Source organism: Chromohalobacter beijerinckii (assembly GCF_023061185.1).
Lineage (GTDB): Bacteria > Pseudomonadota > Gammaproteobacteria > Pseudomonadales > Halomonadaceae > Chromohalobacter > Chromohalobacter beijerinckii.
The window spans coordinates 62,501-76,633 of record NZ_JAKGAK010000001.1 but is presented as its reverse complement, the minus strand read 5'-3'; the positions used below and the strand labels follow the sequence as shown (position 1 = coordinate 76,633).

The following is a 14,133-nucleotide window of genomic DNA, read 5'->3' as shown; positions in this document are numbered from 1 at the left end:
CATGCAGGAGCACGCAAAAACACGTACCATGAGCCCGGCTCATACCAAGGAATCGATGTCGATGCTGGATCGCTTGCCGTTTCTTATCGGATTGCGCTATGTACGCGCAAAACGTCGCAACCATTTCATTTCATTCATATCTCTGACTTCCATGCTGGGCTTGATGCTGGGCGTGGCGGTATTGATCCTCGTGTTATCGGTCATGAACGGTTTCGATCATGAATTGCGAACACGAATATTGGGCATGGTGCCGCATACCAAGATCGAAGCCCAGGGGGGCATGACGGACTGGAAGACACTCGCCGAACGCCTGGAGAAGCGTGACCACGTCATCGGCGCGGCGCCGTTCGTTCAACAGCAAGGCATGTTTTCTTCCGAGGGTCGCACCCAGGGAGCCATGGTCAACGGGATCGAGCCGAGCTATGAAAGCAAGGTATCGATCATCGACGAGCACATGACGCAAGGCTCGCTAGACGATCTGGCGCCCGGCGAGTGGCATGTGGTGCTGGGTGACTTGCTGGCACGTAACCTTGGCGTGGGCGTGGGGGATCGCGTGACATTGCTGGTGCCCGAGGCGTCGATCACGCCGGGGGGCGTCTTCCCACGCCTCAAGCGTTTCACCGTCAGCGGCATCTTCAAGATAGGCGCTGATCTCGACGCCAACCTGGCCTATGCCAACATCAAAGACATGCAGAAGCTGGGTCGCCTGGGGGACTCGATCGGTGGATTACGCCTGGAGCTTGATGACCTCTTTCAGGCGGGGCCGGTCACCAATGCGATCGTGGACGATCTGGGCAGTGGCTACCGAGGGATCGATTGGACCTATACCCACGGCAATCTGTTTCAGGCGATCCAGATGGAAAAACGCATGATCGGGTTGTTGCTGATGGTGATCATCGCCGTGGCGGCATTCAACATCGTCTCGACGCTGGTCATGGTGGTGACGGACAAGCACGCCGACATCGCGATTTTGCGGACCATCGGTGCCAAGCCGGGGACCATCATGCGCATCTTCATGGTCCAGGGTATGGCGATCGGCACCATTGGCACCGTCGTGGGGATAGCGCTCGGCGTGGTGTTGGCGTTGTCGGTATCGGACTTGATTGCCTGGTTCGAGGCGCTGACGGGTATCCAATTCCTGGATCCCAATGTCTATTTCATCAGCTATCTGCCCTCGCAACTTCAGTGGGGCGACGTGGGCATCATCGCGGGCTCGGCCTTCGTACTGACATTCCTGTCGACGCTGTATCCCGCTTGGCGTGCGGCGCGTATTCAACCGGCCGAGGTATTGCGTTATGAATGAGGAAACCGCGATGACATCGAATGGCAATTCCACGTACGCCAACAATGAGATCATGCTGCAGTGCAATGGCTTGACGCGTATTTACCGCGAGGGCCCGCAGGATGTCACCGTGCTTGATGCGCTGGAGTTGGAAGTACGTGCCGGTGAGCGCGTTGCCGTAGTGGGTAGCTCAGGATCAGGCAAGACCACATTGCTCAACCTCTTGGGTGGCCTGGACCGCCCTAGCGCGGGGCATGTACGTGTTGCCGGTCAGTCGCTGACCGAAATGGGGGAAGGCGCATTAGGCGGCTTTCGCAATCGCCATATCGGTTTTGTGTATCAGTTCCACCATTTGCTGGCAGAGTTTTCGGCGCTGGAAAATGTCGCCATGCCATTGCTCATTCGCGGGCAAAAGCGGCAGGAAGCGCAGGAAAAGGCGCGTGACATTCTGTCCCGGGTGGGCATGGCGGAGCGTTGCGAGCACAAGCCGGGTGAACTCTCGGGAGGGGAGCGGCAGCGCGTAGCGATAGCCCGTGCCTTGGTGACCGATCCCAGTCTGGTGCTGATGGATGAGCCGACCGGTAATCTTGATCAGACCACGGCGGGCAATATTCTGTCGCTGATGGATAGTCTTGCCGCGCGTAGCGCCTGTGCCTTCATCATCGTCACTCACGACACCGGCCTCGCCGCCCATCAAGACCGCGTGATGCGCCTCGATCAGGGACGTCTGAGCGCGGATTGAGTGAGGACGTTACGTCTGACGCTGGCGGCGCCGTCGTGCGCGGCGCTTCCAGCTTCGGGACACCTGCCAACGCCAGATCAACCGAATGATCAGGTTGCTGAGCAAGCCCACGATGATCGCCACCACGAGCGAGCCTGTCAGCAAGGCGGGTAAGATATCCGCCATTTTCTCGGCAATCCACGCCGTCGACAGCCGGTCGGGCATGTGGCGTGCGGGCGAGTCGAGCAGCCATGCACCGACACGGTAATTAAAATAGAAAATCACCGGTATGGTGAGTGGGTTGGTCAGCCAGACGAGGCTAACCGACAATGGCAGGTTGCAGCGCAGCAGCCAAGCGCCGAAGGCCGCGACGACCATCTGTAATGGGATGGGCAGTAATGCAACGAAAAGACCCACCATGAAAGCATTGCCTACGCTACGGCGCGACAGCATCCATAGGGACGGGTCGCCCAGCAGGTGATGCATGAAACGCAGCGATCTTTGGCGTTTCAGCGTTTCCGGCCGGGGCATGTAACGCTGCAGAAGTCGGCGGGGCATGGTCCACGAGCTATCGAAGTGTCGATTCATTATCCATACAACCCTGGGCTCTCGCTATCGTTGCGCGCGAGCGCGCAGCAGACGATCATATATCGTCATTAGCTAAGTAAAGGATGATGAATGAATCTGGGGTGGGCGATGCCGCTGGCTCTGGCGGCGCTTGTCGGCAGCGTCTGGGGCTGTTGGGGACTGACTGGTGCTGCCTGCGTGTGGGGTATGGCCACTCTGTTGGCTGTGGCGTGTGGACGATGGCGATGGCTTGCGATGCTCGTCGTGGCCGGACTATGCGCGTGGCAGGTTACCGAGCAGCGCGTAGGCACGTTGCCGGAGGGCTTGTCGCGGCAGGACGTCACGCTCGCCGGGAAGGTGACGCAGGTAAGTGAAGATCAAGGGCTGACGCGCATGCGCGTCGCGGTCACGCACTGCGCACCTCGAGAGGCCGGTTTACCATCATGCGAAGCGCTTTCACGGGTGCGGTTGTCCTGGTACGACGCGCCGCCCTTGCATGTCGGTGATCGTTGGCGATGGCGCGTGCGTATGCGCCCACCGCAGGGGTTCGCCAATGATTACGGCTTCGATTACGCGGCCTGGCTATGGCGCGAGGGCATTCAGGCGACGGGCTATGTGCGTGATTCGTCCGTGACACAGCGTTTGAGTGCCGCGTCTTCGAACATGCGCGATGCCGGCTTGGCATTTCTGGATACACAGGGATTGTCCGAGCTTGCTACTCGCTGGTTGGCGGCGCTTACCCTGGGCGCTAGCGAGCGTCTGACGCAAGATGACTGGGACTTGCTCAACGCGACCGGCACCACGCACTTGATGGTCATATCCGGGTTGCATGTCGGCTTGGTGGCAAGCGTAACGCTAGTATTGCTGCGCTTGCTCGCACGAGGCGTGACACCAGGGCATTGGCGTCTTGCGACCTGGCCATGGTGGTTAGCGGGGGTTGCGACACTGGCATATGCGGGTATGGCGGGGTTCGAACCGCCTGCGTTACGCGCCACGGTGATGGCCTTGCTGGGGCTATGGGTGGCCAGCGGACGTCATGCACCAGGGCCTTGGCAGGCCTGGTGGCTGGCGTTGCTAGTGATCGTAGTGAGTGATCCACTCACGGTGTGGCGCCCCGGGCTGTGGCTATCGTTTCTGGCGGTGGGCGTGCTGATCTCGGCATGGCAGGGACGCCCCGCCCCACGTGGGGTGAAGGGATGGCTATGGGCATTGGGACGCTCGCAATGCTTGTTGGCACCTTTCATGGCTGCCGCCGTGCTGATCGGTTTCGAGCGGCTGGCGCCGGTGGGGCCGTTGGTCAACTTGCTGGCGGTGCCGCTCGTCGGCAGCATCATGGTGCCGCTGGGCCTGCTGGGCTGGGCGCTGGCCTGGTCACCGAGTCTGGCGATGATCCCGTGGGGGATGTTCGATGGACTCGCTCAAGGCGTTTGGAAAGGGCTGACGGTGGCTGCCACGTGGCTGCCTGTGTGGTCGCCGCCGATATGGGAGACATGGCCGCTGGCGCTGATCTTGGCTGCACTGGGCATGGTGTGGCTAATCCCCGGATTGGTAGGGTATCTACGCCTGTGGGCCTCGGTGAGCCTGATCGCCCTGGCGGTTGTCCTGCGTCCGCCCGGTATTGCGCCGGGTCGGGTCGTGGTTACCGTGCACGATGTAGGGCAAGGCCAGTTAGTCGAGTTGCGTAGTGCCACTCAGCATTTGCTATTCGACACTGGGCCGCGTTATGGCTCGGGATTTACACCCGCAGAGTCGCTATGGCCACCAGGGCGGCACTTCGACGATGTCATTGTCAGCCATAGCGATCGCGATCATGCCGGCGGGGTGGCGACGATTGACGAGATGCATCATGTTACGCGCTGGTGGGGGCCACCGGAGATGCCCGTGGGTATCGCCACACGGGCGTGTCGCCGAGGCGTGGGGTGGCAGCGAGATGGCGTCGACTACCGATTTCTATCGCCCGTGGCGGGTGACGTAACGCGCTCCGACAATGACCGTTCGTGCGTGTTGCAGGTGACGGCTGGCGATCAGCGTTTGTTGATCATGGGGGACGCGGGAGGCTTTATCGAAAAGCGCTTGCTTGCAGGGCTCGAGTCCCCGTTGGCGGTCCTGGTGGCGGGTCATCATGGCAGTCGTACCAGTTCCTCGTCAGCATTTGTGGCCCGTACTCGGCCGGAGCAAGTCATCTTCAGTGCCGGCCGGGACAATACGCATGGGCATCCGCATCCCGAGGTGGTGCGCCGTTTTCGTCGCGCCGGCAGTTGCTTATGGAATACTGCCACGGACGGCGCGTTGCGTTTCACGCTGGGCGTGCCGGCGGTGCGCATGCATCCGGCGCGCCCGCCCGGCGGTGTCGAAGGGGCGTGCATTGGGGTAGAATCCGGCGGTTGATACGTGTGTATCGTATTGCCTACTTCAGCAGTTGCCCCTTGAGGGGGGTGAGCAAGCCTCTCAACCAGCGGAGACGCCGTGAGAAACGCTACCAGTTGGTCCCTTTACCGTCGCTTGCTGGGATACGTTAAGCCGCATTGGAAAGCATTCATGGCCGCCGTGGTGGGGTACGCCATCTATGCGGCCTCGAGCACCGCCTTGGCGGAAATGATGAAGCGCCTGATCGACGGCATCCAGAATCCCGATGCTGCGTTTCGTTTCATGCTGCCTCTGTTCGTGATCGGCATGTTCGCGGCACGGGGCGTGGGGACATTCCTGGGCACCTATTATATGAGCGATGTGGCCCGTAATGTGGTCCATGCGTTGCGCTGCGAAGTGTTCAACCACATGTTGAGCCTGCCGGGGCGTTTTTTCGACATGCACTCCAGCGGCCATCTGCTGTCACGCGTCACTTATCATGTCGAACAGGTGACCGGTGCGGCGACCAACGCCATTACCATCATTCTGCGTGAAGGCCTGTTCGTGATCGGCCTGGTCAGTTACCTCCTCTGGACCAACTGGATGCTGACGTTGATCTTCTTGGCCGTTACACCGTTGATTGGCCTTGTGGTCAGTTACACTAGCAAGCGCTTCCGGCGCTTGTCTCGGCGTATTCAGAACTCGATGGGCGATGTCACCCACGTCGCTTCCGAGGCGCTATCGGGTTATCGTGTGGTACGTACTCACGGCGCCGAAGGCTATGAAAAGGCGCGTTTCGCTAAGGCCAGTGATTACAACCGCGAACAGAGTATGAAGGTGGCGTTGACCAAGGCCGTCAGCACGCCGGTCATCCAGTTATTGGTGGCGCTTTCGCTGGCGGGATTGGTATGGCTGGCGATGTCGCCGGCCTTGATGGCCTCGATGACGCCGGGCGAGTTCGTGGCCTTCATCACCGCTGCGTCGCTGATGGCCAAGCCGGTGCGGCAGCTCACCGAGGTCAATAGCACGATCCAGAAGGGGCTATCGGCCTCGCAGGAGTTGTTCGGCCTTCTCGAGCAACCGCCCGAAGTCGACGAGGGCACCTATGTGCCGACGCGCATCGACGGACGTGTGCGTTTCGAGGGTGTTCGCTTTCACTATGGCGAGGACCAGGGCGAGGTGCTCAAAGGCATCGATCTGGATATCCCCGCTGGAGAGATGGTCGCTATCGTGGGCCGTTCCGGCAGTGGCAAGTCGACCCTGGTGAGCTTGTTGCCACGCTTTTATCGCCCCACTGAGGGACGAGTGATGTTGGATGACGTGGACATCCAGAGCTACTCGCTATCGCCGCTGCGTCAGCGCATCGCGCTGGTCTCCCAGCAGGTAACGCTTTTCAACACTACCATCGGTGCCAATATTGCCTACGGACACCCCGAATCCGACCGGGAAGCCGTCGAGCGCGCTGCCCGCGCCGCCTATGCGCATGAGTTCATCGAGCGTTTGCCCAATGGCTATGAAACCGTCGTCGGCGATAACGGGGTGATGCTGTCCGGCGGCCAGCGGCAGCGTCTAGCCATCGCGCGGGCGATTTTCAAGGATGCCCCTGTGCTGGTGCTCGACGAGGCCACCTCGGCGCTGGATACCGAGTCCGAGCGTTATATTCAGCAAGCGTTGGAAACGGTGTGCCGTGGACGCACGACCTTTGTCATTGCCCACCGCTTGTCGACCATCGAGCGTGCCGACCGTATTCTGGTCATGGAGCAGGGCGAGATCATCGAAAGCGGTACGCACACCGAATTGCTGGCGCAGGATGGCGCCTATGCCGCGCTTCACCAACTGCAATTCCAGGAGGCCGAGTGAGTCGCTTGCAGGATGCCTGGTACCGTGACGCGGCCTGGCTCATGCCGTTGCGTCCTTTGGCGGGGCTGTATGCTTCAGCCATGGGAGCGCGACGCAGGGCCTACCAGCGTGGCACGAAGACGGTCTGGGCACCTCCGGTGCCATTGATCGTGATCGGCAATCTTTCCGTGGGAGGAACCGGCAAGTCACCCCTGGTGGCATGGATGGCACGCTGGCTAGCCGAACGTGGCTGGCATCCGGGCATCGTGTCGCGTGGCTATGGTGGGCACGCACGTCGCTATCCGCTGTACGTGACGCCGGAAACATCGCCTGCGGAAGCAGGTGACGAACCGGTCATGCTCGCGGCGCAGACAGGACTGCCCGTCGCGGTCGACCCCGACCGCCCGCGCGCCGCGCGCAAGCTGGTCGCCGCCGGTTGTGACATCCTGCTGTCCGATGATGGGCTGCAGCATCTGGCCATGGGACGCGATATCGAACTCGTGGTGGTGGATGGCGCGCGCGGCTTCGGCAATGGTCGCTGTCTGCCCGCGGGACCGCTGCGCGAACCGCTTTCTCGGTTGGAAGACGTGGACGCAGTCATCGGCAATGGCCCCCTGCAGCAGGACTTGCCGGTGCCTCACTACAGCATGCATCTGAAGCCGTCGCGTTGGCGTCATTTGATCGATGACGTTTGCTACCCCATCGAGGGGCGGCCGTTCAATGGGCGCGTGCATGCGCTGGCGGGGATCGGTCATCCATCGCGTTTCTTCGAGACGCTAGCGGGACTGAACGTCGAATTCGATCCTTGTCCGTTGGCCGATCATCATCGTTTCGACGCCGCCGACCTGCAATTTTCCGACAATCGTCCGGTGGTCATGACGGCCAAGGATGCGGTCAAATGTCGTCCTTTCGCGCACGAACGGTGCTGGGTACTGGATGTCGAAGCGCATCCCGATCCGGCGCTGATGACCTGGCTAGAAGGCCGCTTGGCGGCGCTGACCGAGAGGTGAACCATGGATAAGCAAATGCTGGCAATGCTGGTGTGCCCACACTGTCAGGGCAAGCTCAAGTACGACCGCGAGCGCGGTGAGCTCAAGTGTTACTTCGATGGCCTGGCATATCCCGTGGAAGACGAAATCCCGGTGATGCTGGCAGAACAAGCGCGCCGCATGGACGCTGACGAGAAGCTGGCCAAGACCCGTAGCAGCGCCGGAGAAGCACGGGATGACGCGACATGAATGAGGTGGTCGTGGTGATACCGGCGCGCTATGACTCGTCGCGTCTACCGGGCAAGCCCCTGTTGGATATCCACGGCGAGCCCATGATCGCGCGCGTATGGCGACGCGCCTGCCAAAGCGGGGCCACGCGTGTAGTAGTGGCCACCGATGATGAGCGTATCGAGTCGGCCATGCGGCCCTATGAGGCCGAGGTCATGCTGACTGAGCGCGATCATCCCTCCGGTACCGACCGTCTCGCCGAAGTCGCGGTACGCCTTGGCTTGGATGCCGATACCATCGTGGTCAACGTGCAAGGCGATGAGCCGCTCATTCCGGCGTCGCTGATCGACCAGGTGGCACGACGTCTCGCCGACGATGCGAGTGCCTCGATCGCCACTCTGGCGGAGCCCATCGGCAACGTCGAAACCTTGTTCAATCCCAACGTGGTCAAGGTAGTGCGCGATCTATACGGGCGCGCCCTGTATTTTTCCCGGGCGCCGGTGCCCTGGGACCGAGAGGGCTTCGCCCAGCGTCCCGAGCATCTCGAGACCGATGCCTGGCTGCGCCATATCGGGCTCTATGCGTATCGTGCCGGTTTCCTGGCTGAGTATGTCGACTGGCTACCGTCGCCGCTCGAGCAGTTGGAGCAGCTCGAGCAATTGCGGGCCATGCATCATGGGCATCGCATTCAGGTGGCGCTGGCCTGCGAGGCCCATCCGGCGGGGGTCGACACACAGGAGGATCTCGAACGGGTGCGTCGCCTGATCGCCGAGGAGGGAGGGGCGACATGATCCGTATTCTTTTCGTGTGTCTGGGGAATATATGCCGCTCGCCCACTGCCGAAGGCATCGTCAGGGCGCGTTTGCACGCGGCGGGCCTCGCGGAGGCCGTAGCGCTCGATTCTTGCGGTACCGGGCGCTGGCATGTGGGGGAATCGCCTGATCCGCGTGCTCAGGAGGAAGCACGAGCACGAGGCATCGACATTGCCTCACTATGCGCGCGCCAGCTCCGTGTCGATGACTTCCATGCGTTCGATTACCTGCTGGCCATGGATGCAGACAACCTGGCTCATATGCGGCGTATGGCGCCTGCCGACTGTCAGGCGCATCTCGGCCTGCTGCTGGATTTTGCAGGGCCCCCAGGACGCTCGGTGCCGGACCCGTATTACGGGCCGGGTGATGGTTTTGCCAATGTGTTCGCCTTGATCGAGCAGGCTGCCGACGGTCTGATTGAAACTTGTTGTCAGCGCCTTGAAGTGCAGCGTTCGGAGCGTGGCGATGGCGCTCGCTAAGGCCGCGACACTCGATAATACGATGGGGTTGCCCTGTCGTGCGGAGCGTTTCATCGCGGCCACCACGCATGAGGAGATACGCACCGCGTTAGTCATGGCAGCGGATGATGCGGTGCCGCTCAACATCGTGGGCGGTGCCAGTAATCTGATCTTGGCTCCCCATCTCCCCGGGATCACCTTGCAGGTGGCGTGTGACGACTGGTGGTGGGAAGAAAGCGATGACCAGACGGTTCTCGTATACGCCCAGGCGGGGTTGTCCTGGCACGCTCTTGCCACGGCATGTGTCGAGCGCGGTTGGTGGGGAATTGAAAACCTGGCGTTGATTCCCGGTCATGTAGGTGCCGCACCGATCCAGAATATCGGCGCCTACGGCGTCGAGCTTGCCGACGTGCTGGAGGCGGTCCATGTCATGCACTGCGATGATGGCCGCGAAGCCGTTTTTACACGCGATGATTGTGAATTCGCCTACCGTGACAGTATTTTCAAACGCGCCTTGGCGGGGCGTGTCGTGGTGACGCAGGTGGTGCTGAGGTTGTCGCGGAGTCCTTCGCCGCGCGTGGGCTACGGTGATCTCGCCCAGCGTGTCTCGGTGCATCCCGAAGTGCGGGAGATCTTTGATGCCGTGTGTGCCGTGAGGCGAGAGAAGTTGCCCGATCCCACCGTGTTGGGCAACGCCGGCAGCTTCTTTACCAACCCCGTGCTCGAGGCGACCCAAGCCGAACGTCTTCTGCAGGAATATCCCGTGATGCCGCATTTCCCGCAACCGGATGGAAGCGTCAAATTGGCCGCGGGCTGGTTGATCGAACGCTGTGGCTTCAAAGGGACTCGCTGGGGCGCCTTTGGCGTGCATGAACGCCAGGCCTTGGTGCTGGTGCACTTAGGTGGTGGCGACAGGCAGGAACTGTTGGCATTGGCCGATCATATTCGCGATACCGTGTATCAGACATTTGGAGTGGCGTTGGAGCGAGAGCCGCGCCTGATGGGGTAGCTGGGGCCGCCTGCGCTCGCCAACGGTGAGCCGACCATAAAAAAACGCCTGAAGGAGCGCTCCTTCAGGCGTTTTTTATGTCTGGAAGGCGACCGAGTCGGCCGCCTTGGGGCTTAGGCGTTGTCGTCGCCGCGGAAGAGGTTTTCCTGGAGACGATGACGCTGTTCGCGTGGGTCGTTGTGGGCACGACGACGCGGACGCGGCGTGGCCGTTTCCTGGGGCGCTTGCGACGCTACCGCAGTAGTGGCTGCCGGAGCGGATGTTTCCTCGGCACGCGGTGTGGTCGTCGGTGCCGGAGCCTCGGCCGGCGTCGCAGGTGTTTCCTCGGTGCTGGCCGGTGCGTCGGTCGCAGCTGGCGTTTCAACCTCGGGCGCCGGTGTGGGCGTCGGGGTCGAAGCCGAGCTGACCTGCGCTTCGGCGCTGCCCTTGGGCGTTGTCGCGTCGGTCGTATCGGTGACTGCGACGTTATCGTCTTCTGTCTGCGAGGACGGCGTCACGTCATCGTTGGCCGGCTTGTCATCGCTCGCCTGAGCCGCAAGGGGCTCGGTGGGCGTAGACGGCTCGGATTTCTCGTTTGTGGCCGGCGCGTCGCTAGCCTGCGGGGCGTGCTTCTCGGCCGGAGAAGCTGTGCCACTTTTCTCTGTGAGATCTGCCTCTGTGAGATCTGCCTCCTTGGGGGCTGCTTCGACGGTTTCGTCGGCATCCTCAGTAGCGGCTTGCGTCGGTGCCTGTGCCGGAGAGTCGTCAGCGGACGTTTGTGAAGCGTCATCAGCGGGAGCATCTTTCGACGTCGCCTGGGCGGCGGGACGCTTGGCGCTATCCGCTGCAGGCGTCTGCGTCGCCTCGGTCGTGCTGCCTTCCGCCGGTGCTTCGGTCGGGCGCGATGGCGTTGCCGCATTCTTGCGCGATTCGTCCGCTTGAGCGCTATCATCCGAATCCGTGCGCGGCTGCGTCTCGCTGGGCGATGTCGTCGCCTCGGACGTCGTTTCGGTCACGGTGGATGATGCCGTCTCGCTCGGCGTGGCACTCGCTTTGTCTTCTGCCGGCTTGGCGGGCGAGGGCGCGGCGCTGGCGGTTTCACCTTGGACGTCTTGCGCTGGTTCGCTTGCCGCTTCTTGCTGCTGGGCTTGCAGCTTTTCCTGCTCGGCGACGGATTGCGGATTCACGGCATGCTTGCGGCTGCGACGGCGCGGGTTATTGCGCGTGCGCTTCGGCTTGCTGTCTGCTTTCGGCGTTTCGTCTTGTGCCGGAGAGGCCGAGGCCTTGTCATCAGGCGTCGCTTGTGCTGCAGACTCCGACTTGGGCTTATTGGCCTTGGCGTCCTTGTTGTCTGCGCGGGACTTATTGGATTTACCGGCGTTACGCGCTTCGTTGCGACCGTCGTTACGCGTGTCCTGCTTCGCGTTGTCGCCATTACTGGCGTTTTCGCTACGTTCGGCATTGTTCGACTTGCCGGAGCCACGCGAAGGCCGCGAATTGCGGTTGGATTGCGAGTTGTTGCTCTCCTCGCGACGGCCTTCGTTGCGCGATGCCTGGTGCTCTTGCGATTCCTCGCCATTGCGACGCCGGCGGTTATTATTGCCATTGCGGGCGTTGTTACCAGCGTTGTTGCTATTGCTGGACGCTGTATCGCGGCGCGTCTCGTCGGTGTCGCGTGACGTCTGACGCTGCTGCTTGTCGGCGGTTTTCTTGTCGCCAGAACGTCCCGCTTGGTTGTTGCCGTTACGGTTGCGCTGCTGCGAGGAGTCCGTCGTAGACTTGCTGGCCGCGCGCTTGGGCGACTCGGCGACGGACACGGCACTCTGTGACGAGGCGCCTTGTGACGAGGCGGCGCTGTCATCGCCATTGAGCAGCTTGCCGAGCCCCTTCACCATGCGTGAGAAAAGCCCACCTTCGGGGGCTGTTGCAGGCGTCGTGACGGAGCTCGGCTAAGAGTCTGCGCTCGACTTGCCTTGGGGTTCGGCATCGGTCTGCAGCGAGGTAGGTGCCGGGGCGTTGTGTGCGATGCTCTTGACCGCCGCTTCCGCGCGCTGCACCGGCTTTTCGAGCGCCGGGTCGGGTTCCTGCGTCAGTTCGGTCTCGGTGGGCAGTTCGAAGCTCGAACGCTGGCCGTCTTCTTCATTGACTTGATCGTCGCGCAGACGCTGCATGTCGTAATGCGGCGTATCCATGTCAGGGTTGGGCAAGAGCACGACCTGGACGCCTTGCCGCTGCTCGATGTCGTTGAGCACGCTGCGCTTTTCGTTGAGCAGATAAGTCGCCACCGGCACCGGGAGGACCGCACGAATCTGCGAGCTGCGCTCCTTCATGGCCTCTTCTTCGATGAGGCGCATGATGGACAGCGAGATGGAGCGTACATCGCGGATGGTGCCTTGACCGTTGCAGCGCGGGCAGACCACGCCACTGGTTTCGCCGAGCGAGGGCCGCAGGCGCTGGCGTGACATTTCCATCAGACCAAAACGCGAGATGCGTCCGATCTGCACGCGGGCGCGATCGAGCTTGAGCGCATCGCGGACACGGTTTTCCACTTCGCGCTGATTCTTGGCCGGCGTCATGTCGATGAAGTCGATGACTACTAGGCCGCCGATGTCGCGAAGCCGCAGTTGCCGTGCGATTTCGTCGGAGGCTTCGAGATTGGTCTGTAGCGCAGTTTCCTCGATGTCGCTGCCGCGCGTGGCGCGTGCCGAGTTGATGTCGATGGACACCAGAGCTTCGGTGTGGTCGATGACCACGGCGCCGCCGGAGGGCAGCTTGACCTCGCGCTGATAGGCGGTCTCGATCTGCGATTCGATCTGGAAGCGCGAGAACAGCGGAACGTCGTCGGCGTAGAGCTTGATCTTGTTCTGGTAGGAGGGCATGACCTGGCGGATGAAATGCAGGGCTTCCTCGTGTACCTCGGGGCTGTCGATCAAGACTTCGCCGATATCATGGCGCAGGTAATCGCGCATGGCGCGAATGATGACGTTGGACTCGCGATAGATGAGGAAGGGCGCGCTACGTTTGCCAGCCTCCTCGGTAATCGCTTCCCATACCTGCACGAGGTAATCCATGTCCCACTGGAGTTCCTCGGGGGAACGCCCGATCCCGGCGGTGCGCACGATGACGCCCATCTTATCGGGAACGGTGAGCTGGCCCATGGCGTCCTTGAGCTGCGCGCGGTCGTCACCCTCGATGCGCCGTGAGATGCCGCCGGCGCGGGGGTTGTTGGGCATCAGTACGAGGAAGCGCCCGGCCAGGCTGATGAAGGTGGTCAGCGCGGCGCCTTTATTGCCGCGTTCTTCCTTGTCGACCTGAACGATGACTTCCTGACCTTCCTTGAGGACTTCCTTGATGTTGGGGCGCCCGGAAGGTTCTTTGGTGAAGTATTCCCGCGAAATTTCCTTGAACGGGAGGAAACCATGGCGCTCGGCACCGAAATCGACGAAGGCGGCCTCGAGACTGGGCTCGATACGCGTAATGCGGCCACGGTAGATGTTGGCTTTTTTCTGTTCCCGAGCACCGGATTCGATGTCTAGGTCGTACAGGCGTTGTCCATCGACGAGTGCGACGCGCAGCTCTTCGGGCTGTGTCGCATTGATGAGCATTCGTTTCATGCAAGTCTCACTGACTAGGCGTGCCGGTCTAACGACAAGGCGTGGCAACGGCGCGTCGAATCGTTTGCTTGCATGCTTGTGCTCAGTGCATGTCGTGACGATGTCTTGGCGACCCGGAAGGCCGTGGGCGACAAGACAGGCATACCAACGGTCGTCATCGTCCGGCGGGGACGATGCGCTTGATGATGGCCGCCGAATGCGGTGGACGAGGGGGCCCGCCAGCGCTTCGAGGGGTGTTCAACTTCGTTATCCCGTTCGTATCGATCCTGTCGTATACATCCCTGAACAC

10 protein-coding genes and 1 pseudogene are annotated in these 14,133 nt (G+C 61.7%); 9 read left to right on the top strand and 2 right to left on the bottom strand.

The window, feature by feature from the left end:
- Nucleotides 1–61: 61 nt before the first annotated feature.
- Nucleotides 62–1,303, top strand: a complete 1,242-nt coding sequence (locus L1075_RS00340) for a lipoprotein-releasing ABC transporter permease subunit (protein WP_040244744.1) — start codon at nt 62–64, stop codon at nt 1,301–1,303.
- A 10-nt stretch (nt 1,304–1,313) separates the two neighbouring features.
- Nucleotides 1,314–2,024 carry an ABC transporter ATP-binding protein gene (locus L1075_RS00335; RefSeq protein WP_040243687.1) on the top strand — a complete coding sequence of 237 codons (711 nt, stop codon included), beginning with the start codon at nt 1,314–1,316 and terminating at the stop codon, nt 2,022–2,024.
- Between the two features lie 9 nt (nt 2,025–2,033).
- On the opposite strand, the gene L1075_RS00330 is transcribed toward L1075_RS00335, so the two are convergent.
- On the bottom strand, nt 2,034–2,561 hold the full coding sequence (locus L1075_RS00330; protein WP_040244741.1) for a DUF2062 domain-containing protein: 528 nt from the start codon (nt 2,559–2,561) through the stop codon (nt 2,034–2,036).
- 120 nt (nt 2,562–2,681) lie between these two features.
- Here L1075_RS00330 and L1075_RS00325 point away from each other — a divergent pair, with 120 nt between their 5' ends.
- The 7 genes from L1075_RS00325 to murB all read left to right on the top strand — a co-directional run bounded on the left by L1075_RS00325 (nt 2,682) and on the right by murB (nt 10,251).
- On the top strand, nt 2,682–4,958 hold the full coding sequence (locus tag L1075_RS00325; RefSeq protein WP_246939086.1) for a DNA internalization-related competence protein ComEC/Rec2: 2,277 nt from the start codon (nt 2,682–2,684) through the stop codon (nt 4,956–4,958).
- A gap of 150 nt (nt 4,959–5,108) precedes the next feature.
- Nucleotides 5,109–6,776, top strand: a complete 1,668-nt coding sequence (msbA, locus tag L1075_RS00320; protein ID WP_246939083.1) for a lipid A export permease/ATP-binding protein MsbA — start codon at nt 5,109–5,111, stop codon at nt 6,774–6,776.
- The gene (lpxK, locus tag L1075_RS00315; RefSeq protein ID WP_246939080.1) at nt 6,773–7,765 is read left to right on the top strand and encodes a tetraacyldisaccharide 4'-kinase; all 993 of its coding nucleotides are present in this window, start codon (nt 6,773–6,775) and stop codon (nt 7,763–7,765) included. The genes msbA and lpxK overlap by 4 nt, the downstream gene beginning before the upstream one ends.
- A gap of 3 nt (nt 7,766–7,768) precedes the next feature.
- The gene (locus tag L1075_RS00310) at nt 7,769–7,993 is read left to right on the top strand and encodes a Trm112 family protein (RefSeq protein WP_040243681.1); all 225 of its coding nucleotides are present in this window, start codon (nt 7,769–7,771) and stop codon (nt 7,991–7,993) included.
- Complete coding sequence (gene kdsB, locus L1075_RS00305; protein ID WP_246894651.1) at nt 7,990–8,763, top strand: 3-deoxy-manno-octulosonate cytidylyltransferase; 774 nt, start codon at nt 7,990–7,992, stop codon at nt 8,761–8,763. Before L1075_RS00310 ends, kdsB begins: the two co-directional genes overlap by 4 nt.
- Nucleotides 8,760–9,263, top strand: coding sequence for a low molecular weight protein-tyrosine-phosphatase (locus L1075_RS00300; protein ID WP_246894650.1), 504 nt, complete (start codon nt 8,760–8,762; stop codon nt 9,261–9,263). Before kdsB ends, L1075_RS00300 begins: the two co-directional genes overlap by 4 nt.
- A complete protein-coding gene (gene murB / locus L1075_RS00295) occupies nt 9,250–10,251 on the top strand; it encodes a UDP-N-acetylmuramate dehydrogenase (protein WP_246894649.1) in 1,002 nt (333 codons plus the stop codon). The genes L1075_RS00300 and murB overlap by 14 nt, the downstream gene beginning before the upstream one ends.
- Before the next feature lie 113 nt (nt 10,252–10,364).
- On the opposite strand, the pseudogene rne reads toward murB, so the two are convergent.
- Nucleotides 10,365–13,844, bottom strand: a pseudogene (rne, locus tag L1075_RS15830) (ribonuclease E).
- Between the last annotated feature and the right edge of the window lie 289 nt (nt 13,845–14,133).

Coding starts and splice junctions, on each gene's coding strand:
- L1075_RS00340 (WP_040244744.1), top strand. CDS start 62: ATGCTGGATCGCTTGCCGTTTCTTATCGGATTGCGCTATGTACGCGCA.
- L1075_RS00335 (WP_040243687.1), top strand. CDS start 1,314: ATGACATCGAATGGCAATTCCACGTACGCCAACAATGAGATCATGCTG.
- L1075_RS00330 (WP_040244741.1), bottom strand. CDS start 2,561: ATGCCCCGCCGACTTCTGCAGCGTTACATGCCCCGGCCGGAAACGCTG.
- L1075_RS00325 (WP_246939086.1), top strand. CDS start 2,682: ATGAATCTGGGGTGGGCGATGCCGCTGGCTCTGGCGGCGCTTGTCGGC.
- msbA (WP_246939083.1), top strand. CDS start 5,109: ATGGCCGCCGTGGTGGGGTACGCCATCTATGCGGCCTCGAGCACCGCC.
- L1075_RS00310 (WP_040243681.1), top strand. CDS start 7,769: ATGGATAAGCAAATGCTGGCAATGCTGGTGTGCCCACACTGTCAGGGC.
- kdsB (WP_246894651.1), top strand. CDS start 7,990: ATGAATGAGGTGGTCGTGGTGATACCGGCGCGCTATGACTCGTCGCGT.
- L1075_RS00300 (WP_246894650.1), top strand. CDS start 8,760: ATGATCCGTATTCTTTTCGTGTGTCTGGGGAATATATGCCGCTCGCCC.
- murB (WP_246894649.1), top strand. CDS start 9,250: ATGGCGCTCGCTAAGGCCGCGACACTCGATAATACGATGGGGTTGCCC.